This window comes from Candidatus Binataceae bacterium, from assembly GCA_035308025.1.
Classification (GTDB): Bacteria; Desulfobacterota; Binatia; order Binatales; family Binataceae; genus JAJPHI01.
Map to the genome: position 1 here is coordinate 94,689 of DATGHL010000018.1, position 24,863 is coordinate 119,551.

Annotated in this window: 25 protein-coding genes; 11 read left to right on the top strand and 14 right to left on the bottom strand. The window is 62.1% G+C overall.

Annotation, left to right across the window (positions count from 1 at the left end):
- Nucleotides 1-82 precede the first annotated feature (82 nt).
- The 4 genes from VKS22_05255 (at nucleotide 83) to VKS22_05270 (ending at nucleotide 3,796) form a co-directional block, all read left to right on the top strand.
- Nucleotides 83-898 (top strand): enoyl-CoA hydratase/isomerase family protein, encoded by an 816-nt coding sequence (locus tag VKS22_05255; GenBank protein HLW70010.1) that lies wholly within the window; start codon nucleotides 83-85, stop codon nucleotides 896-898.
- Between the two features lie 95 nt (nucleotides 899-993).
- A complete protein-coding gene (locus VKS22_05260; protein ID HLW70011.1) occupies nucleotides 994-2,097 on the top strand; it encodes an LLM class flavin-dependent oxidoreductase in 1,104 nt (367 codons plus the stop codon).
- 9 nt (nucleotides 2,098-2,106) lie between these two features.
- Complete coding sequence (locus tag VKS22_05265; protein HLW70012.1) at nucleotides 2,107-3,279, top strand: hypothetical protein; 1,173 nt, start codon at nucleotides 2,107-2,109, stop codon at nucleotides 3,277-3,279.
- Nucleotides 3,280-3,355: 76 nt separating this feature from the next.
- On the top strand, nucleotides 3,356-3,796 hold the full coding sequence (locus VKS22_05270) for an OB-fold domain-containing protein (GenBank protein ID HLW70013.1): 441 nt from the start codon (nucleotides 3,356-3,358) through the stop codon (nucleotides 3,794-3,796).
- 82 nt (nucleotides 3,797-3,878) lie between these two features.
- On the opposite strand, the gene VKS22_05275 is transcribed toward VKS22_05270, so the two are convergent.
- The 4 genes from VKS22_05275 to VKS22_05290 form a co-directional block, all read right to left on the bottom strand.
- Complete coding sequence (locus tag VKS22_05275; GenBank protein ID HLW70014.1) at nucleotides 3,879-5,273, bottom strand: LLM class flavin-dependent oxidoreductase; 1,395 nt, start codon at nucleotides 5,271-5,273, stop codon at nucleotides 3,879-3,881.
- Nucleotides 5,274-5,312: 39 nt separating this feature from the next.
- Nucleotides 5,313-6,710, bottom strand: a complete 1,398-nt coding sequence (locus tag VKS22_05280; protein ID HLW70015.1) for an LLM class flavin-dependent oxidoreductase — start codon at nucleotides 6,708-6,710, stop codon at nucleotides 5,313-5,315.
- A gap of 29 nt (nucleotides 6,711-6,739) precedes the next feature.
- Nucleotides 6,740-7,528: an alpha/beta hydrolase gene (locus tag VKS22_05285; protein HLW70016.1), complete on the bottom strand. Its 789-nt coding sequence runs from the start codon at nucleotides 7,526-7,528 to the stop codon at nucleotides 6,740-6,742.
- Between the two features lie 148 nt (nucleotides 7,529-7,676).
- The gene (locus tag VKS22_05290) at nucleotides 7,677-8,921 is read right to left on the bottom strand and encodes a CoA transferase (GenBank protein ID HLW70017.1); all 1,245 of its coding nucleotides are present in this window, start codon (nucleotides 8,919-8,921) and stop codon (nucleotides 7,677-7,679) included.
- 268 nt (nucleotides 8,922-9,189) lie between these two features.
- Between VKS22_05290 and VKS22_05295 the strand changes: the two genes are divergently transcribed.
- Entirely contained in the window at nucleotides 9,190-12,468 is a 3,279-nt protein-coding gene (locus tag VKS22_05295; GenBank protein ID HLW70018.1) for an AAA family ATPase, read from the top strand.
- A gap of 30 nt (nucleotides 12,469-12,498) precedes the next feature.
- Here the strand turns inward: VKS22_05295 and VKS22_05300 are convergent, their stop codons facing one another.
- A complete protein-coding gene (locus VKS22_05300) occupies nucleotides 12,499-13,683 on the bottom strand; it encodes a TlpA disulfide reductase family protein (GenBank protein HLW70019.1) in 1,185 nt (394 codons plus the stop codon).
- Nucleotides 13,684-13,794: 111 nt separating this feature from the next.
- Between VKS22_05300 and VKS22_05305 the strand changes: the two genes are divergently transcribed.
- Nucleotides 13,795-14,538, top strand: a complete 744-nt coding sequence (locus VKS22_05305) for a hypothetical protein (GenBank protein HLW70020.1) — start codon at nucleotides 13,795-13,797, stop codon at nucleotides 14,536-14,538.
- Here the strand turns inward: VKS22_05305 and VKS22_05310 are convergent.
- The gene (locus VKS22_05310; protein HLW70021.1) at nucleotides 14,535-14,969 is read right to left on the bottom strand and encodes a Fur family transcriptional regulator; all 435 of its coding nucleotides are present in this window, start codon (nucleotides 14,967-14,969) and stop codon (nucleotides 14,535-14,537) included. The two genes, VKS22_05305 and VKS22_05310, sit on opposite strands and share 4 nt — an antisense overlap.
- 90 nt (nucleotides 14,970-15,059) lie before the next feature.
- Entirely contained in the window at nucleotides 15,060-15,323 is a 264-nt protein-coding gene (locus VKS22_05315) for a hypothetical protein (GenBank protein ID HLW70022.1), read from the bottom strand.
- A 175-nt stretch (nucleotides 15,324-15,498) separates the two neighbouring features.
- Between VKS22_05315 and VKS22_05320 the strand changes: the two genes are divergently transcribed.
- On the top strand, nucleotides 15,499-15,993 hold the full coding sequence (locus tag VKS22_05320) for an NUDIX hydrolase (protein ID HLW70023.1): 495 nt from the start codon (nucleotides 15,499-15,501) through the stop codon (nucleotides 15,991-15,993).
- Between the two features lie 35 nt (nucleotides 15,994-16,028).
- On the opposite strand, the gene VKS22_05325 is transcribed toward VKS22_05320, so the two are convergent.
- A complete protein-coding gene (locus VKS22_05325) occupies nucleotides 16,029-16,247 on the bottom strand; it encodes a hypothetical protein (protein HLW70024.1) in 219 nt (72 codons plus the stop codon).
- A gap of 277 nt (nucleotides 16,248-16,524) precedes the next feature.
- Between VKS22_05325 and VKS22_05330 the strand changes: the two genes are divergently transcribed.
- On the top strand, nucleotides 16,525-18,294 hold the full coding sequence (locus VKS22_05330) for a gamma-glutamyltransferase family protein (GenBank protein ID HLW70025.1): 1,770 nt from the start codon (nucleotides 16,525-16,527) through the stop codon (nucleotides 18,292-18,294).
- A gap of 318 nt (nucleotides 18,295-18,612) precedes the next feature.
- Nucleotides 18,613-18,963: a glycine zipper domain-containing protein gene (locus VKS22_05335; GenBank protein ID HLW70026.1), complete on the top strand. Its 351-nt coding sequence runs from the start codon at nucleotides 18,613-18,615 to the stop codon at nucleotides 18,961-18,963.
- A 71-nt stretch (nucleotides 18,964-19,034) separates the two neighbouring features.
- Here VKS22_05335 and VKS22_05340 read toward each other — a convergent pair whose 3' ends face one another.
- Together VKS22_05340 and VKS22_05345 are read right to left on the bottom strand one after the other, a co-directional pair.
- Complete coding sequence (locus tag VKS22_05340; GenBank protein ID HLW70027.1) at nucleotides 19,035-19,856, bottom strand: methylated-DNA--[protein]-cysteine S-methyltransferase; 822 nt, start codon at nucleotides 19,854-19,856, stop codon at nucleotides 19,035-19,037.
- 5 nt (nucleotides 19,857-19,861) lie between these two features.
- Nucleotides 19,862-20,362 carry an RNA polymerase sigma factor gene (locus VKS22_05345; protein HLW70028.1) on the bottom strand — a complete coding sequence of 167 codons (501 nt, stop codon included), beginning with the start codon at nucleotides 20,360-20,362 and terminating at the stop codon, nucleotides 19,862-19,864.
- A 58-nt stretch (nucleotides 20,363-20,420) separates the two neighbouring features.
- Between VKS22_05345 and VKS22_05350 the strand changes: the two genes are divergently transcribed.
- Complete coding sequence (locus tag VKS22_05350) at nucleotides 20,421-21,110, top strand: NnrU family protein (protein ID HLW70029.1); 690 nt, start codon at nucleotides 20,421-20,423, stop codon at nucleotides 21,108-21,110.
- Nucleotides 21,111-21,201: 91 nt separating this feature from the next.
- On the opposite strand, the gene VKS22_05355 is transcribed toward VKS22_05350, so the two are convergent.
- The 4 genes from VKS22_05355 to VKS22_05370 all read right to left on the bottom strand — a co-directional run bounded on the left by VKS22_05355 (nucleotide 21,202) and on the right by VKS22_05370 (nucleotide 23,657).
- Entirely contained in the window at nucleotides 21,202-21,495 is a 294-nt protein-coding gene (locus VKS22_05355; GenBank protein ID HLW70030.1) for a type II toxin-antitoxin system RelE/ParE family toxin, read from the bottom strand.
- The gene (locus VKS22_05360) at nucleotides 21,492-21,743 is read right to left on the bottom strand and encodes a type II toxin-antitoxin system ParD family antitoxin (protein ID HLW70031.1); all 252 of its coding nucleotides are present in this window, start codon (nucleotides 21,741-21,743) and stop codon (nucleotides 21,492-21,494) included. Before VKS22_05360 ends, VKS22_05355 begins: the two co-directional genes overlap by 4 nt.
- Nucleotides 21,744-21,808: 65 nt before the next feature.
- The gene (gene lysS / locus VKS22_05365; GenBank protein ID HLW70032.1) at nucleotides 21,809-23,416 is read right to left on the bottom strand and encodes a lysine--tRNA ligase; all 1,608 of its coding nucleotides are present in this window, start codon (nucleotides 23,414-23,416) and stop codon (nucleotides 21,809-21,811) included.
- A 28-nt stretch (nucleotides 23,417-23,444) separates the two neighbouring features.
- Complete coding sequence (locus tag VKS22_05370) at nucleotides 23,445-23,657, bottom strand: hypothetical protein (GenBank protein HLW70033.1); 213 nt, start codon at nucleotides 23,655-23,657, stop codon at nucleotides 23,445-23,447.
- Nucleotides 23,658-23,857: 200 nt separating this feature from the next.
- Here VKS22_05370 and VKS22_05375 point away from each other — a divergent pair.
- On the top strand, nucleotides 23,858-24,863 hold a 1,006-nt coding region (locus VKS22_05375; GenBank protein HLW70034.1), incomplete at its 3' end, for a DHH family phosphoesterase.

The window sequence follows — 24,863 nt, forward strand, 5'->3', positions numbered from 1 at the left end:
GCCACGCCTATCGTTGGCGATCCTTGCCCGAGGTTAGTACACTCGCGCTCAAGAGTCCCAGCGCACCGGGGAGGCCACCACGATGGCAATGTTCAAGTTCGAGGATTATCGCAACCGTTACGGGACAATCAAAATGGAGCGCGAAGACGGCATCCTGCAGATGACGCTGCATACGCAGGGCGCCGAGCTCAAATGGGGCATGCAGCCGCACGAGGAGCTGTCTTACGCGTTCAACGATATCGCGCGCGATCACGAGAATCGCTGCGTGATTATCACCGGCACCGGCAACGCCTTCTGCGCCGAAGCCGACGCCGGCAGCGGCCGCGGCGTGCCGATCAAGGGCACGGGCGAACCGGCGCCGTTCGGAGTAAGGTCCACGAGCTGGGATCACATCTACAACGATGCGAAATATCTCCTGATGAACCACCTCAACATCGAGGTGCCGATGATCGCCGCGGTCAACGGTCCCGCGCTGATTCATGCGGAACTCGCCGTCCTGTGCGACATCGTGATCGCAACCGAGAACACCGAGTTTCAGGACGCACCGCATTTCCCCAACGGCGTCGTACCGGGTGATGGTGTGCACGTGGTCTGGCCGCTCGTGCTGGGTCCGAATCGCGGCCGCTATTTCCTGCTGACCGGGCAGAAGTTATCGGCGCAGCAGGCGCTCGATTTGGGCGTCGTCAGCGAGGTGATGCCGCGCGACAAACTTATCGCGCGCGCATGGGAGCTGGCGCGATTGATCACCGCGCGGCCCAGCCTGTCGATCCGCTACGCGCGAGTCGCAATCACACAGAATCTCAAGAAGCTGATGCTCGAGAATCTGGGTTACGGCCTCGCGCTCGAGGGGCTTGGGGCCGTGCAGTCATTTCCTGGCGCACGGGGACCCAAAAAGTAATCGGCGCAGGGTTGGTCATTGACGATTGAAAACGCAATAATCGCGTAAGCAGTCCCGCCCGCGTAGGCTCTGGGCGTGCGCAAAGAGGAGATCGAATGAAGCTCGGAATGTTTCTGATGCCGTCCCATCCGCCGGAGCGCAGCCTCAAGGCGGGGCAGGATTACGACCTCGAAGTGATCAAGGCGGGCGACGAGCTCGGCTACTCCGAGGCCTGGATCGGCGAGCACTTCACCGCGCCGTGGGAGCCCAATCCTTCGCCCGATTTGCTGATCGCGCAGGCGCTGATGCAGACGCAGCGAATCGTGCTGGCGCCGGGCGCGCATCTGCTGCCGTATCATCATCCGGCGGAGCTCGCCTGCCGCGTCGCCTTCATGGACCATCTGGCGCAGGGCCGCTATATGTTCGGGATCGGCGCGAGCGGACTGCCGAGCGACTGGCAGCTTTTCTGCGTGGACGGATTTAAGGGCGAGACGCGCGAGATGACGCGCGAGGCGCTCGACATGATACTCAATATCTGGGCGAGCGACGGCGGCTATCAGCATACCGGCAAGTACTGGAAGGTTGACGTGCCGCGACCGATGATGCGCACGCTGAAGCATCACATCAAGCCGTTTCAGCAGCCGCATCCGCCGATCGGGATCGCCGGCTTCAGTCCTAATTCCGACACGCTCAAGTTGGCCGGCGAACGCGGGTTCATTCCGCTGAGTCTGAACCTCAGTACTGCCTATTGCGCCTCCCACTGGGACGCCGTACTCGAAGGCGCGAAGCGCACCGGTCTCAACCCCGATCGCAGCGTCTGGCGGATCGTGCGCGAGATCTTCGTCGCGGATACCGACGACGAAGCCTATCGTCATTGTGTCAAAGGCATGATGGGACGCATGATGAGTGAGTATCTGTTGCCGCTCTTCAACGATTTTCAATTCACCCCGCTGCTGAAGGACGATCCGAAGATTCCCGACTCTGACGTCACGCCGGAGTATCTGGCGCATCACGGATGGCTGGTCGGCTCGGTGGCGACAGTCAAGAAGAAGCTGGGCGCGATGATTGATCAGGTGGGCGGATTCGGCACGCTCCTGCACTTTGTCTTCGATTACGCTGACAATCCGCAGCCCTGGTTCAAATCGATGCGCCTGATGGCGGAGGAAGTAATGCCGCACTTTGCTGAGCGCACGCGCAACGGCGTCGCGGCTCACGCCTGAGTCCAACTTATGAGTGAATATACTGTCAAGGACAAGGTAGCGATCGTCGGCGTCAGCGAAACCAAATACTACAAACGCGGACAGGCGCCGATTAGTGAGTTTCGGCTCGCTTGCGAGGCGATTATCAAAGCCGCGGATGACGCCGGTATCGACGTGCGAGACATCGACGGCATCTCCGGCTATGCCGACGATCGCAACGACGCCTCGCGCCTGGCTACCGCACTAGGGCTGAAACATCTGGCCTTTGCCGGCATGGTCTGGGGCGGCGGCGGTGGCGGCGGCTCGGGCGCCGTCGGCAATGCGGCGGCTGCCGTCAACGCCGGATACTCAAAGTACTGCGTGGTCTTTCGCGCGCTCGCGCAGGGTCAGTTCGGCCGCTTCGGCCAGGCGCCGGTCAGCAACTCGGTCTCCGGCGCTGCGGCCTACACCGCGCCGTATGGCCTCTACGTACCGGCCCAGTGGGTCGCACTGCGGACGCGGCGTTTCATGCATGATTACGGAATCAATCAGGAGCCGCTCGCGGCAGTGGCGTTGGCCGATTATTATCACGCGCAGTTCAATCCGCGCGCCGTGATGTATGGGCATCCGCTGACTCGCGAGCAATATGATAAGTCACGCTGGATTTCTGAGCCTTTCCATCTTTATGACTGCTGTATGGAGAATGATGGCTCTGCCGCGTTGATACTCACTACGGCGGAGCGCGCGCGCGATGCGAAAAAGAAGCCGGCCTATATAATGGCGGCGGCGCAGGGTTCGAACTATCGGCATAACGCCGGGGTTGAGAATTCAGCCGACTATTCCTCCTCGAATTTCAAGACGCTCGCGCCGCGCCTGTTCGAGATGGCGGGAATTACGGCGAAAGATGTTGATTGCGCGCAAATCTACGAGCACTTCAGCGGTGCGGTTATGATCAGCCTGGTCGAGCACGGCTTCTGCCGGCCGGAAGAGGTGATGGAGTTCGTCACCTTCGAGAATATCACCGCTCCCAAAGGTAAATTGCCGGTGAATACCAGTGGCGGAAATATCGCCGAGTGCTATATGCACGGTCTCGAACTGGTAAACGAGGCGGTGCGGCAAGTGCGCGGCGAATCGACTTGCCAGGTGCCGGACTGTAAAATCTCACTGGTCGCGTCCGGCCCAATGGTCTCACCGGTTAGCGATCTTATAGTACATAGTATTTAGTTTTCTGTCCCTTTCGTTATTTTGAGAGAGAGCGGCGCATCGGCTATTAGCCGATGCGCCGGCGAGGATTCCAGAAATGGCTGCAGACAAGAAATACTACTTGCCCGAGGGATTGCCGACACCGAAGCCGCAGCGCAGCGGCCTCGACAAGGAATACTGGGAAGCGACGAAGCGGCATGAGCTGGTCGTCCAGTCGTGCAACAGTTGTGGCGCCGTCCAGTGGGGTCCGGAGTGGATTTGCCATAAATGCCACTCGGCCGAGATGGGTTGGCAAAAAGTCTCAGGGCGCGGCCGGCTCTTTAGCTGGACGCGATCGTGGAACCCGGTGCATCCGGCGCTGCGCGAGGCCTGCCCATATATCGTGGTGGTCGTGCAGCTTCCCGACGCCGGCAACGTCCGCATGGTGGGCAACCTGCTCGGCGATCCCAAAATCGATCCGCCGTTCGACGCCGAGGTCGAAGCTGTCTTCGAGGACCATCCCGACGCGACGCTTGTGCAATGGCGGTTAACCAAGTAGCCGCAGCTATAATCGACTCAAATGTAGAGCGGCAGGCGATCCGATCGCCTGCCGCTCTCGCATTGATGGAAATGTTGAACGCTTACACGCGCATCGCTTCGAGCGATACCAGCTCCTCGCGCTTGGTGCCCGCGACGTGCGGCCGCGACCCCGGCGCCCGCTCGAATTGATCGACGATTCCCAGTTCCTTGCCAATCTCACGCAAGGCCGGCAGCACTTCCTGACCGAGTAGGCGGATGCTGGTCATCCGATCCTCGAAACTGACCGGACCTTGGCTCTGGAAAACGCCGAAGGTGCCCGGACGCAGCGTTTCGAAGATCTTGCGAATCTTCGGAATGACCGTCTTCGGCGTGCCCGCGATGATCTGCAAGCCGTCCACCGCCTTGGGATAGGCCTTGTAGATTGCGGCCTTCGCTTCCTCGATCGTCGCCTCGCCGCGCGCGAGCCGGCGGCGCGTGCTGTCCGCCACCTGCTGCAACGTGCCATTGCCCGAACTGTCCTTGGTCGGCGCGCTCTCCTTCGAGCGACCGAGCTGTTCGGCGCTGACGCCGAGGAAGCCGCCCGAGCCGGATGTCATCGTCCGCGCGAGGCGCCTCGTCGCCTCCTTGGAGTTGTAGCCCGGCGGCAGCGTGTGCTCGGGACGCGAAAACGCCCCCTGCCCGCCGCCGTACAGATGCGCCTTGCCCAACTCCTCAGCCTTCTCTTCGGTCTCCGCCACCACGACGTGTTGCAGATAGCCGAAGTTCTCCGAGCCTGCCTGGTAGCCGAGCTGCGCCGCCGTGTCGCCGTAGATGTTCCACAACTCGGCCGTTGCCGACAGCGCTGTCCCCAAACCGAGGTACGGGTACTTGTGCTCGGCGCACCACACCACCGTCTCGGGGCTCAGCACGCCCGGGATCATGATCGGTGGAATTGGCTTCTGATACGGCGTCACCCACGGATTGATGAAGCGGTAATTGAAGTGCTTACCCTCCCAGCGGAACGGACCCGGACGCGTCCACGCCGCGATAATTAGGTCGTGCGCCTCGTTGAAGTACTCGCGATTGTAGGCCGGGTTGGCATTATTGAAGATCTGCTCGCTGCCCGCGCCGCGCACCCATCCGGGGGTAAGCCGTCCGCGCGAGATACAATCGATCGTGGCGAGCTCCTCGGCCACGCGCAGCGGATTCTTGAAGGTCGGCAGCGGATTGCCGAGCAATACGATGCGCGCCCGCTTCGTGATCCGCGCCAGGATCGAGGCCTCGACGTTCATCACGGCGCCCATGCAGAAGGGCGTCCCATGATGCTCGTTCAGCATGATTGCGTCGAAGCCGACATCCTCGGCATAGACCATCTCGTCGAGATATTCGTTATACAGCCGCGATCCGACTTCGCGATCGAAGAACTTGTTCGAAAGCCCGAAGTAGGCGCGATTTTTGATCAATTCATCTTCGGAAAGGTCGCGATAAGGACGTTCGGTAAAATACATCAATTGCATGACTTATCTCCTCTGCTTCTCAGGCATCAGCTGTCGCCGCTAGACGCGGACCGAGTCGTCGCGCTTCGGCGCGCGCTTGAGCGCTTCGAGGTCCACCAGCGAATCGCGCTTGGTCCCGGGCGTGTACGGCCGTGATCCGGGCGCCACCTCGAAGGGATCCTTGATGCCAAGTTCCTTTGCCATATCGCGCATCGCGGGCAGCACCTCCTGGCCGAGCAGGCGCACGTTGTTCAGCCGATCTTTTTCTGAGACCGGGCCCTGGATGGTGAACATGCCGAAGATGCCCGGGCGCAGCGTCTCCATGATCAACCGCAGCTTGGGCATCACCGACTTCGGGGTCCCGATGACGATCTGCAGGCCATCCTGCGCCTTCTGATAATTGGCGTAGATCTTGGCTTTGGCTTCCTCGATAGAAACCTCGCCGCGCGCCAGCCGAGCTCGCGTGTTGCCTTTTTCCTTGTGCAGATCCTCAGTCGCAGCGCGGTCGGATTCTGCGAGTTTCTCACTCGTGATGCCGAGGAAACCATAATCAGTCTGCTGCCGCGCGAGGCGCTTGGTCGCCTCCTTCGAGTTATATCCTGGCGGCAAGGTCCATTCGGGACGCGAGAAGTTCTGCGCGCCGCCGCCGAATAGCGCGCCTTTACCCAGCTCCTGCGCCTTCTCCTCAGTCTCGGCGACAAAGATCTGTTGCAGGTAACCGAAGTTCTCGCTGCCGGCTGTATAGCCATTCTGAGCCGCAGTGTCGCCGTAGAGATTCCATAATTCGACGGTCGCGGGCAGCGCCGTGCCGAGTCCGATATATGGGTAGCGATGCTCCGCGCACCAGATCACGGTCTCCGGGCTGAGCACGCCGGGAATCCAGATCGGCGGGCGCGGCTTCTGATAGGGCAGCGCCCACGGATTGATGTAGCGGTAGTTGAAGTGCTTGCCCTCCCAGCGGAACGGACCCTCGCGCGTCCAGGCCGCGATAATCAGATCGTGCGCTTCGTTGAAGTACTCGCGATTGTAGGCCGGGTTGGCGTTGTTGAAGATCTGCTCGCTGCCCGCGCCGCGCACCCATCCGGGCACCAGCCGCCCCTTTGAGATCAAATCGATCTCGGCGAGTTCCTCAGCCATCCGCAGCGGATGCTTGATCACTGGCAGCGGATTGCCGAGCAGGACGATGCGCGCCTTTTTCGTAATCCGTGCAAGGATCGCCGCCTCGACGTTCATCACCGCGCCCATGCAGAACGGCGTCCCATGATGCTCGTTCAGCATGATCGCGTCGAAGCCCATCTCCTCGGCGTAGCAGGCCTCGTCGAGGTATTCGTTATACAGCTCGGCCCCGACCTTGGGGTCGTAGAATGAATTCGGCACGCCGAAGAAGCTGCGATTCTTGATCACCTCTTCTTCGGGAACATTTTTGTACGGACGCTCGGTGAAATGCATTATATGCATGGCTATTGCTCCTTCAGCTCACGCTACTTTCAGGCGAGAAATTCGCGCACTAGTTTGATGAACTCCGCCGGCTTTTCGATCTCGGGCCGATGGCCGCATTGATCGTAAATCGTCACCTTGGCGTCGGTATTCTTGAGCGCCTTGCGATAGCTTTCCGCCGCGCTCACCGGCACGATCGCGTCCTCGCGGCCCCAGACGATCTGCACCGGCAGCCCCTTCACGCCTTCGAGAAAATGCGCGAGCGCCGGATTATTCATGATCGGCTCCCACGTCAGCCGCGCGTTTTCCGTGCGCGCATCCTCGAACGCCTCGAACTGCTCGGGCGTGCGCTCTCCGCCGTACAGCTTGGCGAACTCTGGCACCTCGCGATTGTACACGCTCATGTTGAGCGAGGTCCGCGCCGTCACCGAAAAGACGTCGGCAATTTCGCCCTCCGGCGGCTTGATTCCCGCCGGCGCCACCAGCACCAGCTTGTTGAACTGACGCGAATTGATCGCCGCCATTTCCGCCGCGGTCCAGCCGCCAGTGGAAAAGCCGATTGCGTCGAGCGGCGCCAGATTCAGATCGCGCAGCACCCAGGTATAAAACAACGCAAGCTCGTGGATATTGCGGATCCAATCGATCTTCGCCGATTTGCCCAGCGCCGGCTGAATCGGGATCAGCAGCGTATGCTCCTTCGCCAGTGCCGCATGCCAGCTCATCCAGCCCGGATGCCCCAGCTCTTCGTGCAACACCAGGAGCGGTTTGCCGGTCCCGCCCTTGACCATCTCGAGGCTCGTCCCCGCCACTTGGGTGACTTCTTCAGTCCACTCTGCCATCTTCTTTATGGTTCCTCCGTTTTACTTAGCGGTAAGCGCGCTTGTGGTCGCCTCCGCGAATTTTTCTACCGTTCACACGAGGCCGTCCCGCGCGGACGACCTCGCTTCTCAAACCTTCTTCGGATTCTTCCTGACTCTATTTTCTTCCTCACTCTACCTTGGCCCCAGGCGCCGCCGACGGCCGCTTGAGCAACACCTCTTCGGCATAGAGCGCCGCGAGTTCGGCATCCGAGATTCCGATCATCTCGCGGAGCACCGCCTCATTATCCTCGCCCAGGCGCGAGGCCTTCAGCTTCGTGCGCTCCGGCCAGTTCGAAAACTTGACCGGAAAGCCCGGGATGTCGAAATTACCGAGCACCGGATCGTTGACCCGCCGCACGGTCTCGCGCTCGCGCAAGTGCGGATGCGCCATCGCCTCTTCCAGCGAGAGCACCGGGCCGCATGGCACGCGGAACTTGTCCAACTCCGCCACCACGCTGTCGCGATCGGGAAACGTCGCGAACCAGCCTTCGATCATCTCCTTCAGCGCCGCGTTGTTGCGAACGCGCCGTCCATTGTTCTTGAAGCGCTCGTCGGTCGCCAGTTCCGGCCGGCCCATCGCGCGCGCCAACCGCGAAAACTCATGATCCTGCACCAGCAACATGATGAATCCGCCGGGGCATGCGAAGACTCCCGACGGACTGCCGTACGGATGCTGCGAGCCGTTGCGATGGGGCGAGAACTTCTCCTTCCGAATCGAGACCACCGGCACCGAGAGCTCGTGCATATGGAAGTAGGTGTCGGTGAGCGAGGCGTCGAGGTACTGGCCCTTGCCGGTGCGCTCGGCGTTCAGCAGCGCGTAGCCCACCGCCATTGCCGCGGCGACTCCGGTCGAGACGTCACCGATTGCCATCGTCGGCACGATCGGCGGCCGGTCAGCCTCGCCGAGCAGTCCGGTCACGCCCGCGAAGGCTGCGCCGATAAAATCGTAGCCGGGCCGATCACGCAGCGGACCGCTCTGTCCCGCCGCCGAGATCGAGCACATCACGAGCTTCGGATTGAGCTTGCTCAACGCCTCGTAGCCGAAGCCCATGTCCGCAATCACGCCCGGCGCGAAATTCTCCACCACCACGTCGATCTTCGGGATCAGCTTGAGCAGCAATTCCTTCGCTCGCGGCTTGCGCAGGTCGAGCGCGAGGCTGCGCTTGCTGTGGGAGTGCTGGAAGTAATAGGTGCTCATCCCATCCGCCGACTTCAGCCCCATGCCGCGGACGTGGTCGCCCTCGTGCGACCGCTCGACTTTGATCACGTCGGCGCCGAGTTCCGCCATGATCCGCGTGCAGGTCGGTCCGGCGACAAAATGAGTGAAATCGAGGACGTGATAGCCCTTGAGCATCTGTGCCTGTTGTTCCATCGATGCCTTCCCAATCGGCGGATTTCGCCGAGGTGGAATCCGTACCGTCTGCGCAAGCCTGATCCATCCGGTGACGAATGGTCAGCAACTACGCCGCATCATACTAAGGTCAGCGCGAAACTGTCCACCGAACCGCCGCTCCCGCACAACCCACTCTCATTCGGTCACTATTGCGCGTGACCTTTGCAAAGCGTTCGCCTTTGATGCGAGTCTGACCGCCAAGAACCGCCCGACGAATTGTCGAGCTGAGCGAAACGGGGTATGCGCTATGCGCTGTCCTAAATGCGGCAATGATAATCGCGACGGTGCGAAATTTTGCAGCGAATGCGCGACGCCGTTCTCGGCGAAGTGCCGCCAGTGTGGCGCGGATAACTCGCCGGGCGCGAAGTTCTGCGATGAGTGCGGGACATCGCTCAATGCGCCAGATCGCGCTTCTGCCGCCGAAGCACCAAGGGTTCCAGCGCCCGAGGTAGCCGGTGAGCGGCGTCACCTGACGATTCTGTTCTGCGATCTGGTGGGTTCGGTCACGCTAACGGCACGGCTCGATCCCGAGGAGTGGCGCGCGACGGTGGCGGGCTATCAGCGCGCGGCCGCCGAGGCGATCACGCGCTTCGGGGGCGAGGTCGTGCGCTATGTCGGCGACGGGATCATGGCCTTCTTCGGCTACCCGGTCGCCCACGACAATGACGCCGAGCGCGCGGCGCGCGCCGCGCTCGCGATCCTCGACGCGATCGCGCAGCTCAACGAACAGCCTGCGCATACGAAGTTGGCGGTGCGAATCGGGATCGATTCGGGGCGCGTGGTGGTCGGGACGGGTACCGGCAACGCCGTCGATGCGTTCGGCGACGCGGCCAATATCGCAGCGCGCGTGCAGGCCGCGGCCGAGCCCGGTTCGGTGATGATCTCGGAGGCCACGCAGCGGCTGGTCGCGGGACTCTTCATCGTCGAGGATCGCGGAGCACATACGCTCAAGGGGGTCGCGCAGCCGGTCCGGCTTTATCGCGTGATCCGGCCGAGCGGCGCGCGTGGCCGGTTTGAAGCGGCAACCGCGGCGGGTGGGCTGACGTCGTTCGTGGGGCGCGAAGACGAATTACACTCGCTGATGAGTCGCTGGGAGCGGGTCCTGGAGGGCGAAGGGCAGGTCGTCACGATTATCGGCGAGGCGGGCATCGGCAAATCACGCCTCGTGCAGCGCTTTCACGGGCAAATCGCCGAGACGCCGCACACCTGGATCGACTCTGGCGCCGGCGCCTTTTTCCAGAACACCCCTTTTTATACGATCACTGAAATGCTGCGGCGATTAATCGGCGATGCTCCAGACCAGATCGCGCAACTCGAAGGCAGGCTGACGGCGGCCGGAATCAAAGCTGCTGAGGCGATTCCGCTGATCGCGCCGCTGCTGAATCTCTCGCTGCCGCCGGAGTACCCGCCATCAGCATTATCGCCCGAGCAACAGCGCCGCCGCTTACTGGCGACCTTAGTCGAATGGGTACTCGGTTCCGCGCGCACACAGCCGCTCGTGATTGCGACCGAGGACCTGCATTGGGCGGACCCCTCGACGCTGGAGCTGATCCAGTTGCTCGTCGAGCAGGGCGCATCGGTGCGGCTGCTGCTCCTCTACACCGCCCGTCCGGAGTTTCGGGCGCAATGGCCGCAACGCGCCCATCACACGCAGATCATGCTGAATCGGATGAACGCGCGCGACATCCGCGCGATGATCGCGCGGGTGGCTGCCGCCAAGGCTTTGTCCGATGAAACGATCACGACCGTGATCGAGCGCACCGGCGGCGTCCCGCTGTTCGTCGAGGAGTTGACGCGGGCGGTGCTCGAAAGCGGCGATCCGAAGCTAGCGGGCGGCGCGATCCCGGCGACGCTGCATGATTCGCTGATGGCGCGGCTCGATCGGCTGGGCCCGGCCAAAGAAGTCATCCAGGTTGGCGCGGTAATCGGCAGCGACTTCTCCTACGAATTGCTCCATGCGGTCCATCCGATCGCGGAAGCGGAACTGCAGCGCGCGCTGCGTAGTCTGACCGACGCCGAACTGCTGTACGTGCGAGGCATCGCGCCGGAAGCGACTTACCAATTCAAGCACGCTTTGATCCGCGACGCCGCCTACGAGGCGCTGCTCAAAACCCGCCGCAAGGAACTGCATCTGATCGTCGCCCGCACCATCGATGAGCAATTCCCCGCCCTCAAGGAGTCGCACCCCGAAGTGTTGGCGCGCCATTGGAGGGAGGCTGGCGAGACTGAGCCTGCAATCGCCGAATGGCAGCGTGCGGGTGAGCGCGCGGTCGAGCGCCGCGCTTATCGCGAGGCTGAACAGCATTATCGCGAAGCGATCGGCGCGCTGCTGACACTACCCGAATCGTCCGAGCGCGATGCTCGCGAACTGACCCTACAAGTGGCTCTGGGCGAAATGATGGGAACAACCCGAGGATGGCCGGCTGCTGAGACGGCCCAAGCCTATGCCCGCGCCCGGATCTTGGCCGAGCGCGGCGGCGGCGCGTCGCTTGAACTATTCACCGGGCTGTATCGAGCGCTGGCTACCCGAGGCGAGCATCGTGCAGCGCTGGCTCTTGCCGACCAGATGCTCGAGATCGCCCATTCCAGCGATAGCGTGCTGGCCCTCGTCGCCGCGCACTATGCGCAGGCGCTGCCGCGTCAGTGGCTCGGCGATCTGGTGGGGGCCCGCGAACACTTACTACAGTTTATGGAGCGCTACCGCGAGGAGGAATCGCGCGGCAAACCGGATGATCCGTGGGTAAACTCGCATATTTTTGCCGGGCAGAATGAATGGTTCCTTGGTTACCCCGATCGGGCCGCCCGCTACGTCGACGAGTCAATCTCAATCGCGCGCCGACAAAACAATCATTTCGCTACCGCTTTTGCTCTTTCCGTTGGCAGCTGGGTTTATGAACTGCGAGGCGATTATCGGCGCTCGCTCGAGGCTGGCGAAGCAGCAGTGCAAATCGCAACCGCATCCGGATCCGGGTTCCCGTTCATCGAAGCGATGGGCAAAATGCGCAGCGCTCGGGCGCGTGCCCAAATGGGCGATACGAGAAACGCCGCGGCCCAGATTCAAGAAGGGCTTGGGGAACTTGACCATATGAGGTTTTATGCGTTTAGGGCTTCGTGGCTAGTCAGTTTGGGCGAAACGCAGGCCTTTGCAGGCGCGGTTGACGAAGCTCTCGTCACCGTTGAGCAGGCCCTCCAGACAAATCCGGAAGAGCTGTTCTACCGCCCAGAGGTCTTCCGGCTGCGCGGCGATTTGCGCGTCAGAAGCGATTCTAGCAAAGCACGATTCGAGTTCGCCGAGCAGGATTTCCGGGAGGCGATCGGCCTGGCGCGTGGGATGGAGGCTAAATCGTTAGAGCTGCGCGCCATTACAAGTCTGGCGCGATTGCTCCGCGATACCGATCGTCGCGGCGAAGCCCGCGGAATGCTCGCTGAGATCTACAACTGGTTCACCGAGGGCTTCGACACGGCGGATCTGAAGGACGCCAAAGCCCTGCTCGATGAACTGAGCGTCGGTGGCGGCGCACACTAATTCGATTGCGGTGGATGTCGCCGATCTAACCTATTTCTGTTCGGGACCGTACTCCACCGGCGGATAATAGGGCCGCTCGCCAAGTGCATCGACGTGCGCGAAGAACTCGGGGCTGGACGCATTGCCCACCGCGATCAGCTCCATCGCTTGCCGCACTAGATGCCACCGCTCAGGGCAGAGCGCTTTCGCCTTATCGAAATATTTCTGGGAATCGAGGCGATGGCCCTGCTCGAGCAGATATTGGCCGAGATGGAAATTCGCCATCGCGAGCGCTTCAGTCGCCGAGGCTCCCTGCACCCGCCGACGCCTTTCCGCGGGCGGCAGCACGTAACTGCTGGCCGCGCCCTTGGCGACCCAGTCGCGGATCGCGTCGATATAGGTCTGGCGCGCGGCCTTGCCTTTGGCAGCGACCGCAGGCGCCATCGCGAAGGTCGTGCGATCCATCGTGCGAAAGCCGTCACTCGCCCCGGCCGCTTCGGCCGGCCTCACGATTTGGCCTTGCTCATCGATCCACACTGCCATCGGAACGTTGGGCATATTGTAGAGTTCAGCTACCACGTGACGCTCGTCGATCAGGCACGGATAAGTTGGCGTGGCCGCGCGTGCGCACTGATCGGCGCTCCAGCCCATCACGTCCTGCAGCGGCGGCGGAATTTCGATCGGCGTCGCCGGCCTGATCCAGTTTGCAACCGCAGCCTTGCCGCCAGAATCGAAGGCGACCGATACGATCGTGAAATTGCTATCCTTCAGCTCTTCCTGTACGGTCTGCCAGACTGGCAGATCAAAGCGGCATCCTCACCACGAGGCCCACGACATCAGCAAGACCTTCTTACCGCGATAGTCTGAGAGTGAATGCTGCTTGCCGTCGAGATCAGGCAGCGTAAAGTCGGGCGCGGCCGCCGCAAAACGCTGCGCGTTCATCGTTTCGACAGCTTCGCCGAGCAGCCAGACGGCGGGCGGCTCGTCATGCACCAGCGGCCGTCCGAGCACATCGGCCAGCGCCGCAAGATTGACGCGATCGCCGGCGCGCACAAATTCCCGGGCTCGCGCCGGCGGAATCGGGACGCAGACCTCGCCGCGGCAAAACCCTTGCGGCTTGAGTTCCCATCCGGTCGCTCCGGCCAAATCCCGCGGCGTCAGCCATAACTGTTCCCCCTCAGCGATGGCGCTCGCTGCACTAAAGGGTTTGCCCTGATCGATTATGGTTGCCGGCATCAAGCGACCTCCCTGCGTCGTTCTCACAATAGGCTGAACCCATCGCTCTTGACTAGCTTCGGCGGGGTGCAAACATCCATTGAAGCTGCTGGAGCGGACCGGAGGAAACGCATGTTGATCGAAACCCCTGCGGGCAATTACACCTTCATTCGCGGCATCGGATCATTCTCGGCGGCGGTCTGTGCGCGACCCGGCTTCGCGATCGTCCACGCGAACTTCCGGCCCCTCGCGCCGCTCACCGAGGCCTACGCTCGTATCGAGCGCCATCTGCAAACGCTGAATCGTCCCCTCGCGGCGCTCTGCGGAATCCAGTTGCGGGTTCCGCGTCCCTTCTCGCGTGAAGGTTTCGAGGAGTTCAATCGCCCATATATCGAACGACTGCGCCGTTGGAGCCTCGAGGTCGAGGGCGCCAACCCGGTCGCGCGCACCAACGTCGCCTTCGAAGTGAATCCGATAGCGGAGCCGGCGATGGCGAGTTTTTTCTACACCGTCCCGAGCCACTATGCACCCCCAACCTGGGTGCTGTCGGGCGTCCCCGAGATCGCGTCACGCGACGGCGGCATCAAAGTGGTTGCTCACGGTGATACCTCGGTCGACGGCTTGCGCCAGAAAACCGCTTGCATTCTCGAAGTGCTCGGCCGTCACCTCGATGAGCTTCAACTCACCTGGAGTCAGGCGACCAGTGTGAATCTCTACGGGGTCCACGATCTGCATCCGCTGATGGCTTCGCTGATCTTGCCCACGATCGGCGAAGCGGCGCGACGCGGAATCACCTGGCATTTCGCGCGCCCGCCCGTCACCGGGCTCGAACTTGAAATCGACGCCTGCGCGGTCCTCCGCGAAGAGATCCTCTAACCCGGGGCGACGCGCCCCTTGGCGAGACAATCGGCGCAGTGGCCGTAGAGCTCGAGCTTATGGCGGATTAGCGTGACGCCGAGCTTGCCCGCGACGCTCTCCTGCAACCGCTCGATGGCGTCGTCCTCGAACTCGATGATCTTGCCGCAGCTCTCGCAGATGAAGTGGTCGTGATGATGTCCGCCGGCGACCTCATAGCGCGCCTGCCCTTCGTCGAAATGGCGCTCCGACAGCAGGCCGCACTCCTTCAGCAGCTTCAGGGTTCGATAGATGGTTGCGTAACCGACGTGCGGGTTGACCTTCTTGACCTCGGCATAGAGTTCCTCGGCGCTGACGTGACGCCGCAGCGCGAAGAAGACACGCGCGATGTCGTCGCGCGGCGCCGTCGATTTGAGCCCGCGATCACGCAGCCGTTCATGGAGCAGCTGCATTCGTTGCTCGGACCGGCTCCGGCTGACCTGCGACGTTACGGCGGGTTCGTGTGCGACGCTGGCTTCCGCGCGCGCCATGATGAAAATCGCTTAAGCGGCAGACCCCGCTTGCAACAGTCGGCGGGCGGCCGGTGACAGGTAGAGCTGTTCGTGATCGCGCTGACGGAGGGCTTCGGCAATAACTTCGATCTGATCGGCGGGCGCCATCTCGCGATCGAGGATAATCAGCTCTCGCGCGCGCAGCCGGCACGCGCCGCCGCGAGCACGGTAGCCGATCTCGCGGAGAATCTTTTCGCGCCGCACCTCCAAACCCAGCCGACCGGCCGCTTCAACCAACTCGTCCGCAAGCTTCATCAGCCGACTGCTCTTTTCGTTCATACCAGCGACGCCACTCGATGCATGATAGCCCACTCGCGGCTCCTCGTGAACCCAGTGGCGGAATCGACCCAAAGCAGCGCGATTGCCGTAGCTTGCGCGGCGCGCAACAGGACCGCATCCTCAGACGATGGAGTCCAATCGCCGCCCGATCTTGAAAATAGGTGTCGTCGATATCGGTATCGAAGAGGTCGCGCTCCCCAACGGACGGACGCTCGAACTCCCGGTCATTCGCCATCCGGGCGCCAGCGCGATCGTAGCGCTCGACCGCGACGGCACAATCGCTTTGCTCACGCAGTATCGCCACGCCGTGGGCGGATGGCATCGCGAGATTCCGGCCGGATGCCGCGACGGTGCCGAAACACCGCTCGAATGCGCAATCCGCGAACTGCGCGAAGAGACCGGCTTAGTCGCCGCTCGCTGGCAACATCTTGGCGGTATCGTCACGATTCCGAGCTTCTGCAACGAGCGGATCGAGCTCTTTCTGGCGCGCGAACTTACTCAGCATGATTCCCGCCTGGAGTCCGACGAGATCATTCGGGTGGAAAGAGTTCATCTCGACGAGGCGCTCGCGATGGTGCGTCGGGGCGAGATTGTTGACGCCAAGACGATCGCCGCGCTCCACCATACCCAAGCCGTTGTGCACTAACGCGCGCAAGGCTGGGTTAGCGGCAAAGCTAGCAGTTATTCGATGTTAACTTCATCAGGGAATAAGAATGTGGTGCTGCCATTCTCGAATTGCACCAGAAACATTCTGCGATCCAGGTTGTTAACCTCGCGCAGTATTAACGGCTTCTCGTCGAAACGCGTCCGTCCTTCCTGATCACGAACCGGCCGCAGCAAATGGCAGCGCCGTCCGATAATTCCCTGTCCGATCGTTCCTGTATGGTTAACCGCTTCCATGTAATGCCACCTTTCCCGTAAGCAAACTTGGTCGGGCCTCCCCACGTCACCTGGGTAATTTGATAGCAAACTTCGGACCGTTTGATAACCTTTGTTTTTTGCTTATCCACAAGATTAGACGAACTGGCCATATCCGAACTTCGATGCGGCTAATTCTCGCAGAAGCTGACATCGTGGCGATGGCCCGACCGTTGAGGAATGGTCAACCTTGTTGCGGATGTGCATTAATTGGGGCGCACCAGCTACAAAGCCGTGTTGGCGCTGCTAAGGAATCTCTATGACGACCCTGTATCCGATGGTGATGGGACGCGAGGCGATGGTCGCGACCGAACACTTTCTCTCGGCCTCCGCGGGCGCGCGAATCTTTGCCCGCGGCGGCAACGCGATTGACGCCGCGGTCGCAGCTACGTTCGTTGAAGGCATCGTCAACCCGCATATGCATACGATCGGCGGCGAGGTGCCGATGCTCATTTATTTGGCATCTGAGCGTCGCGTGGTCGCCGTCAACGGCAATATGACCGCCCCGGCGCGAGCGACGATCCCGCTCTATCGCGCGCGCGGTTTGGATCTGGTGCCGGGCGAGGGCCTGCTCGCAGCCGGGGTACCTGCGGCATTTGACGCGCTCGCGACCGCGCTCTCACATTTCGGCACCAAGACCCTCGCCGAGGTGCTCGAACCCAGCCTCAAACTCTGCGAAGACGGGATGCCGATGCATCCCGGCTTGAGCGGCCATGGCGAGACGCCTGAGGACCTTTCCGGGCTGATCGGGATGGCGTCGATTCTGAGCAACCGGCAAAAGTTTCTTGACAAATGGCCAACCAGTGCTGCGCTCTATCTGCCGAACGGCGAGGTGCCTCATCCTGGCGATATCGTCAAAAATCCGGCACTCGGCAATTTTTTCCGCCGCCTGATCGATGCCGAGAGCGCAGCCCGTAACCGCGGCCGCGAGACCGCGATCGGTGCGGCGCGCGATCGTTTCTATCGCGGCGACATCGCCGACGAGATCGTCCGTTGGTCCGACGCCAATGGCGGGCTGCTGGCGTCAAGCGATCTGGCCAACTTCACGACCAGACTCGAAAATGCCGTCAGCGCCGACTATCGCGGCGTCACCGTGCACAAGTGCCAGCCGTGGTCGCAGGGCCCGGTCTTCCTGCAGCAACTGCGTCTCCTTGAAGGTTTCGACCTGCGCGCGATGGGCCATAACTCGACCGACTACATCCATACGATGGTCGAAGCGGCCAAGCTCGCCTTCGCCGATCGCGAGCTTTATTACGGCGATCCGGAGTTCACCGCGGTGCCGCTCGCGGAGTTGCTCGGGGAGCGCTATAGCGCGATGCGCCGGGCCTTGATCGATCCGGCGCGCGCCGCGATGGACCATCGCCCCGGTGATCCGCTCGCGATGCGCGCGCTGGCAACCGGCACGTCGATCACACCGCGTTCTTGGGGACCGGGGACGATCCATGTCACCGCCGCCGACGGCGCCGGCAATATGGTCGCCTGCACCGCCAGCGGCGGATGGATTCCCAGCTCACCGGTCATCGATACGCTCGGCTTCCCGCTCGGCACGCGGCTGCAGACCTTTTTCCTCGACGAGCGGCACGCCAACGCGCTGCGACCTGGCAAGCGACCGCGCACGACCCTAACACCGTCGCTCGCGACGCGCGACGGCCAACCATTTCTCGCCTTCGGCACGCCCGGCGGAGATCAGCAAGATCAGTGGACGCTGCAATTCTTCCTCAATCTGATCGAATTCGGCATGGACGTCCAGGAAGCGATCGAGGCGCCGCGCTTTTCGACTGCGCACTTCGCTTCGAGCTTCTATCCGCACGCCGCGCGGCCCGGGGTGTTGCGCATCGAGGATCGTATCAGTCCGGAAATTCGCGCGGCACTCACGGCGCGCGGCCACGAGGTCGAGACGCGCCCACCCTGGTGCGAAGGACACGTCCTCGGAATTCGCTTCGACCCGGCTCGTCGGCTGCTCTGCGGCGGCGCGGACCCGCGCGGGCAACTCGCGGTCGTGATGGCCGCTCAAGCGATCGGCTGGTAACCGCCGTCAAAGAATTAGCACCCGAAGAGTTCAATCCCTTGCCGTTCGATTGTGCTGAAGCCGCGACATCGGAGCGGCGTGCTCTGAGCGATGAAAAGATGCTTACGGCGCTGTCAGGATCGCCTTTGCGCTTTGGTCGCCGCCCGCACGAAATCGGTATTGACTGTCGTGCGATCAGACTCTATTTCTCTCTCAAGCGGGCATTCCTGACGGTATGAACACTGCTATCGTTGAAAATGTCTGGCGTAACGCGACTCGCTGTAAACGAAATGACTCGATGGTTCGTTTCACGTAAGAGCAGGTAACGGAGAAAAATTTATGCGCAAGCGTTGGATGGCAACTGCGGGAGTCGCGCTGGCCGCGGCGATGTTCGTGGCGGGATGCGCGGGAAGCCAACCCCTTAGCACACGTGAGGAGGGGACCGGCATCGGCGCGCTGCTCGGAGGTGGTGCAGGAGCGGCGATTGGCGCGGCGACCGGCCATCCGGCGCTGGGCGCATTGATCGGCGCGGGCGCCGGCGGCGTCGGCGGCTACGCGGTTGGCAACTCGATGCAGAATCAGGAGAACGCCAATTCGCAGACTAACGGCCAGTTGCAGCAGCAACAGCAGGAGATCGAGAATCAGCGCCAACAGATCGAGCAGATGAAGCAACAGCAGGAGACCGAATAATCCATCTGTCAACTTCCCCTCTCCGAGGTAGGAGAGGGGAAGATTGAAGCCTGCCGCGGGCCAGTCTCTTCCTACGACGGACGACAGAGTTTACACGCCCGCATGCCGGCGGCGGCGGCGCGGTCCGGCGCCGCAAAGATAAACATACGATCGCGGCGTGCCCGTTTCGCCGCGGAACAACTGGGCCGGCAGAAAATCCGCGTACCTAGATGGCCATAGACCGCCTCTGCCGGTATCCGCCGAGTGCGATCGGCGGCGAAGCCCTCGGCGCGCAACAAAGCGAGCTTGCGCTCGACCCCGCCCCCGTAGTTGCCGATCGAGCCATCCGATCGGATCACGCGATGACATGGGACGTAAATTGCGATCGGATTGACTGCGACCGTGTTGCCGATCGCGCGTTGAGCCGCAGGCGAGCCGGCCGCGCCGGCCAACGCCTGATAGGTGGTGACTGCGCCCGCCGGAACCTTCCGCAAACGCGAGAGCGCGCGACGCTGAAAATCGCTCGCCACCAGGCTCAGATCGACCGGACGATGTGCGATCGCGCTCGCGTCGCCGTGCAACAAGCGGACTATTTCGTCGCTGACTTCAGCGGCCAGCGCACCGTCTTCGACGACATCGAAATGCCGCCGCAAAGCGCTCAGAAAGCCCGCTCCCTCGTCTTCCTCCGGGAATCTTAGCGCCATCAGGCCGCGCGCGCTCTGCGCGACCAGCAGCCGCCCCAGCGGTGTCGTCGCGACACCGACGCCCGCGCGCGGCCGCTGTAGCCGCCGCAATACCGGATCCAGCCGCTTGTGCGCAACGCGCAATAATTCTCGCAGCGCGGCCTGATTCAACTCGTCGTCCTGATCAATATCCTGGTCAATCAGTCCATCATATTTTTCGTCACTCGCCATCAGCTTCACTCCATTGCCCCGATTTTCTTCATCGCCTGATAGACGTCCGCCCGCGCCGCCTCGAGGCTGCATCCCAAGGCCGTCGCGATCTCCTGATATTCGAGGCCTCCAAACTTGCGCATCATCACGGCGGCGCGCTGCTTCTGCGGCAGCCGCGCGATCAGCGCCTTCAGATCGATCAGCGTATCGCGCGCGCCATGCGGAGCGCCGCGATCGTGCGCCTCGGCCAGCTCGCCGTCAAAGACCACGCCATTATGGCGCGCGCGATCGCGCACGCGATTCAGACAGAGATTCGTCGCGATCCGGAACAACCAGGGCCGGATGCCGTCGGCGCCGTCGATTCGCGCATAGGCGCGATAGGCGCGCAGCCAGGTCTCCTGGAAGAGGTCGAGCGCATCCTCGCGATCCCGCGTCGAGCGCAGAATGAAGCGCAGAATTTCACCCTCGTGACGCCGGATGATCTCCTCGAAGGGCGGCGGTAAGCGGTCAATTGGAGAATTCGCCATCTGCCGTGTATAACCCTGAACTGGCGCTTTTGTGAATTCGGCGTCTAACGGAGCCGCCATGGACCCGACGTTGAAAATCGCAATGTGGGGCGCGCTATTCCTCGGCAGCCATCTGGTTATCTCTTCCGACGCGGTGCGGCCGGCGTTGATCGCCAGAATCGGGGCGCAACCCTATCGCGGCCTCTACTCGCTCGTCGCCTTCGCGACTTTGGTCCCCCTGATAGTTACGTTCGCTCATCATAAGCACGCCGGTCTGATGCTCTGGTATCTGCGCGGCATCCCGCTGCTCCGATGGCTGACCTGGCTGATGATGCTGATCGCCTTCATCATTCTGGTCGGCGGCCTCATAAACCCCAATCCAGGCTCGATCGGCGCGCCCGCGAATCGGGGCGTGCACGGAATGCTCAAGATCACCCGGCACGGCTTCTTTGTGGCGATCGTGCTTTGGGCCTTAGCCCATCTGCTGATGAACGGCTGGGCCGGCGATATCTGTTTTTTCGGCAGTCTTGCCGCGCTCGGGATTCTCGGCGGATGGCATCAGGATCGACGCAAACTCGTCGAGCTCGGCGAGCCCTATCGCGAATTCGTCGCTGCGACGTCGTTTTTTCCCTTCGCCGCGTTAGTCAGCGGCCGCCAGCGCTGGACACGTACCGATATGCCGTGGGCCGCGCTCGTGATCGGAACCGTCTCCGCCTTCGCAGTGATGCGGCTCCATCCGATACTCTTCGGCGGCAACCCGCTCGGCTAGCCGCGGTCCGAATTAAAGTTGAGATGTGGTGATTGTAGTCGCCCTTCAAACGGATCTGGACGGCGACCGGGTCGACGCGCTGGTTTCGCTTCTAAATGTGCTGGGCGAAATCCATACGTGCATGCAGAACACGAACGATCTCAATGCCGCCCTCAATACGGCGGTAGAACAGAACGTGACCGCCGGAAGGAAATCTATAGTAGCCGGTCCGCAATTCGGGACATGCCCGGCCGATCGCCGGCTGCGCCGCTACCGCCTCGACGTCATGCCCGAGCTGACGGGTATAAATTTCGGCTTGGTCGACGCCCCAACGCTTCGCCGTATAGTCCCAGATTTCATCAATATCGCGCTGCGCACGCGGCGAAAGGATGTAGCGACCCGTCATACCTCGCGTGGCTGGGCGACCCGCTTACGCGCGATGAATGCCTCGAAATCGAAGGGTGTCGACGCTCCGCTTTGTTCGCCCTCTATCAGGGCGGCCCGCAGTGCGGCCAATTTGGCTTCTTGCTCTTCGAGTAGTCGCAAGCCCGCGCGCACAACCTCACTTGCACTGTTGTAGCGGCCTTGCGCCACCTGCGTCTCGACGAAGCTATTGAAATGCTCGCCAAGGCTGAATGACGTATTCTTGCTCATAACGTATGCTTGCTCCGAATCTGTATCTACCAAATTCTGGTACATAAGGAGAAGCAGCTGAAACTCTACTCGCTGATTAGCTTCGTGGCATTATTTAGCGCCGCGGCGATCTTCTCGGGTGTTGCGAGCCGGATGAAGGCGCCGAGGCGCGGGCCGCGCTCCTGGCCGAGCAGCGCGCGATAGATCACCGGGAAGATCTTTCCAGGCCTGTCGTAGTGGGCGCGCCCGAGATCGTAGATCGATTTTTCGATCTCCTCGGCGGTCGCGTCGCCATTGCTGCCGAGCCAATCGGCGAATGCGCGCAACTGCTCGCGTCCAACTGCGCTCGGTGCGGAGAGCTTTTTTTCGGGCTCGACGAAATCGCGATAGAAGTTGATCGCGCATTCCATCAGTGTGCGCGCCAGCGACGCGGTCTCAGGATCAGCGCCGATTTGCGGGTCGTAGGTCGTGAGGTAGCGCCACAACAACTCACGATCGTCGCTGCCGATCGCCGGCACGAGATTCATAACGAGCCCGAAGCTGATTGCGCTGTCGAAGCGTCGCGCACTGTCGCCTTGCAGCACGAATTGCAGTGGCGAATTCAGGCGCGCCGCAGCATCCATCGCGGCCCACCCGCGCAGCGCCTCGAGGTATTCGTCCACATATTGCGGTATCGCTTCCAGAAATAATTTGCGTGCGCGGCGCGGATTCAAAATCAGAAAATACTTGAGCACTTCGATCGGCGCATAGCGCCGCCACTGCTCGACCCCGACCCCGCGTCCGACGGACTTCGAGACCTTGTGACCCTCTTCGTCGAGGTACATCTCGAAGGGAAAGCCCAACGGCGCGCGGCCGCCAAGCAGCTTGAGAATCTGCGCGGAGAGCCGCGCCGAATCGATCAGATCCTTGCCGTACAGCTCGTAATCGACTTTGAGTACGTGCCAGCGCAAGGCCCAATCGACCTTCCACTGCACCTTGCAGGCGCCGCCGAGAATAGTCTGTTGGCCGCGAAAACCGCAGCCTCGAGCGCCGCCGAAACTGCGCTCGCATGAAAACTCGACCGCATCCTGATCGGGAAAATAGGCCATCACCAGCGTCGAGTTGATCTGCCCGCAGGCGGGGCAGCGCGGCATGATCGGCGACCAGCCGGCGCGATTCTCTTCCCGCAGGGTCGGCGTGATCAGCGCCACGATCTCCTTGTGCTTCGCCAGCACCAGTCGCAGGGCCTCGTCGAAGGCGCCGCTCGCGTACATCGCGCTCGAGCGCATCAGCTCGTACTCGACCTCGACCGGCGCGAGGAAATCGCCGAGCAGCCCGATCATGTGGCCGGCAAAGCTGTCGTGACAGTCGCCGAACGGGTCCGGAATTCGTGAAACCGGATGACCGAGATACTCCTGAGTCGTTTCGCGATTCGGGATGCTCTCGGGAACCTTGCGCAGCCCGTCCATATCGTCGATGAAGACAATTAGCTTGTGAGGATGCTCGTCGCCGAGCGTTTTGAAAGCGTGACGCACGTAGGAGGGCCGCAACACCTCGGTCATCGTGCCGAGATGCGGCAGGCCGGAAGGGCCGAAGCCGCTCTGGAAGACCACCGGCCGCTCACGCGGATAGTCGCGCACCCGCTCGGCGAGCCGGCGCGCCTCCTCATAGGGCCAGAGGTCGAGCGGCGACTGCGGTTCAGGAGCTGATGCCATGGGGTTTCCGCGTGATCCTTTCTATTCTCTATTCGCGCCCGCGCAGGACGCGCGCCGCCGCCTCATGCACCCACGGATCGATCTGGAGATCGCGCTGCTTCTCCGAGGCCAGCCGCAGCTTGACGCCGCAGTTGGCGCAGATCAGCGCCTCCTGCGCGAAGCCGCCGCGATCCTCGATCGTCAGCTTGAGCAGCCACTCGTCCGCCAGCCTGCGGCATATTTCACATCGATATTCCGGCATCGCGTTGCAGCGTGTCGTGAGTTACGTCAGGTGTCATCTTACAGGATTTGCGCGGCACTTCACTGCTGTGTTAATCCAAGACTTGCGATGCAGACCTGCTGGCGCGACGATTCGAGCGCCCTTTCAGACACCACCCTGATGTTGTTAGCTGGCGCTTCGCTTAGCGCTGTGTCGCGAAATCCGAACTCCGCGCCGACTTTATGGATCAAACGCTAACCCGTCAGAAAATCCGCGACCTGCGGCGGCTAGTCGCCGAGGACGATCGCATCGCGATCGTGCTGCAGGACGATCCCGATCCCGACGCGATGTCCAGCGCGATCGCGCTGCGCGCGATGCTCGGGCGCAACAAGCAGACGACGCCCATCTTCGCCTTCACACCAGTCACGCGCCCGGAAAATCGCACGATGACTCATCTGCTCGAGATCGAGATCGCGCAGGCCGTCACCGAGCACCTGCGCGAGTTCGACAAAATCGCGATGGTGGATGTCGAGCCGCCCTACTTCGGCGAGCGCATCCCGCGCGCCGACATCGTGATCGATCACCATCCGAATTACCAGGTCGGGCTCGCGCCCTTCGAGGACATCCGGGTCAATTACGGCGCCACCGCGACCATCATGACGGAATATCTCGTCACCGCCGAGGAACATATCAGCGAGCGGCTGGCCACCGCGCTGCTCTATGGCATCCGCAGCGACACGCTGGCGCTCTCACGCCGCGCCACCGACGCCGACATCGAGGCCTTCACGCACCTCTACCCGCTGGCGAACTACAATCTTCTGCGGCAGATCGATCGGCCGGAATTGCCGCTGAGCTATGCGCGGTTGCTGTCGCGCGCGATGAGCCGTTTCGAGGTCCGCGAGGGACTGGTGGTGCTGCATCTGGGCGCCGTCGAGCGCGACGATCTGATCGTGCAACTCGCGGATTTCTGCCTCCAGTTCGAAGGCGTCGAATGGGTTGCCGTCGCCGGCAAGCTGGGCTCGAACCTGGTCGTCGCGGTGCGCAATCAGGGGCTCGGACGAGGCAATGCCGGCGAACTGGTCAAGCAGATCTTCGGCGGCATCGGCGCCGCCGGCGGCCATCGCCAGATGGCCAAGGCGGTCATCCCAATGCGCAAATGGCGCGAGCAGGAAGGCTCGTTGCGCAATTTAAGCGTCGAGCCGCGGCTGCGCGAGTTGTTTACCGCGGCCATCTTCGGCCCCGCGGCCA

Coding starts and splice junctions, on each gene's coding strand:
- VKS22_05255 (HLW70010.1), top strand. CDS start 83: ATGGCAATGTTCAAGTTCGAGGATTATCGCAACCGTTACGGGACAATC.
- VKS22_05260 (HLW70011.1), top strand. CDS start 994: ATGAAGCTCGGAATGTTTCTGATGCCGTCCCATCCGCCGGAGCGCAGC.
- VKS22_05265 (HLW70012.1), top strand. CDS start 2,107: ATGAGTGAATATACTGTCAAGGACAAGGTAGCGATCGTCGGCGTCAGC.
- VKS22_05270 (HLW70013.1), top strand. CDS start 3,356: ATGGCTGCAGACAAGAAATACTACTTGCCCGAGGGATTGCCGACACCG.
- VKS22_05275 (HLW70014.1), bottom strand. CDS start 5,273: ATGCAATTGATGTATTTTACCGAACGTCCTTATCGCGACCTTTCCGAA.
- VKS22_05280 (HLW70015.1), bottom strand. CDS start 6,710: ATGCATATAATGCATTTCACCGAGCGTCCGTACAAAAATGTTCCCGAA.
- VKS22_05285 (HLW70016.1), bottom strand. CDS start 7,528: ATGGCAGAGTGGACTGAAGAAGTCACCCAAGTGGCGGGGACGAGCCTC.
- VKS22_05290 (HLW70017.1), bottom strand. CDS start 8,921: ATGGAACAACAGGCACAGATGCTCAAGGGCTATCACGTCCTCGATTTC.
- VKS22_05295 (HLW70018.1), top strand. CDS start 9,190: ATGCGCTGTCCTAAATGCGGCAATGATAATCGCGACGGTGCGAAATTT.
- VKS22_05305 (HLW70020.1), top strand. CDS start 13,795: ATGTTGATCGAAACCCCTGCGGGCAATTACACCTTCATTCGCGGCATC.
- VKS22_05310 (HLW70021.1), bottom strand. CDS start 14,969: ATGCAGCTGCTCCATGAACGGCTGCGTGATCGCGGGCTCAAATCGACG.
- VKS22_05315 (HLW70022.1), bottom strand. CDS start 15,323: ATGAAGCTTGCGGACGAGTTGGTTGAAGCGGCCGGTCGGCTGGGTTTG.
- VKS22_05325 (HLW70024.1), bottom strand. CDS start 16,247: ATGGAAGCGGTTAACCATACAGGAACGATCGGACAGGGAATTATCGGA.
- VKS22_05330 (HLW70025.1), top strand. CDS start 16,525: ATGACGACCCTGTATCCGATGGTGATGGGACGCGAGGCGATGGTCGCG.
- VKS22_05335 (HLW70026.1), top strand. CDS start 18,613: ATGCGCAAGCGTTGGATGGCAACTGCGGGAGTCGCGCTGGCCGCGGCG.
- VKS22_05340 (HLW70027.1), bottom strand. CDS start 19,856: ATGGCGAGTGACGAAAAATATGATGGACTGATTGACCAGGATATTGAT.
- VKS22_05345 (HLW70028.1), bottom strand. CDS start 20,362: ATGGCGAATTCTCCAATTGACCGCTTACCGCCGCCCTTCGAGGAGATC.
- VKS22_05350 (HLW70029.1), top strand. CDS start 20,421: ATGGACCCGACGTTGAAAATCGCAATGTGGGGCGCGCTATTCCTCGGC.
- VKS22_05355 (HLW70030.1), bottom strand. CDS start 21,495: ATGACGGGTCGCTACATCCTTTCGCCGCGTGCGCAGCGCGATATTGAT.
- VKS22_05360 (HLW70031.1), bottom strand. CDS start 21,743: ATGAGCAAGAATACGTCATTCAGCCTTGGCGAGCATTTCAATAGCTTC.
- lysS (HLW70032.1), bottom strand. CDS start 23,416: ATGGCATCAGCTCCTGAACCGCAGTCGCCGCTCGACCTCTGGCCCTAT.
- VKS22_05370 (HLW70033.1), bottom strand. CDS start 23,657: ATGCCGGAATATCGATGTGAAATATGCCGCAGGCTGGCGGACGAGTGG.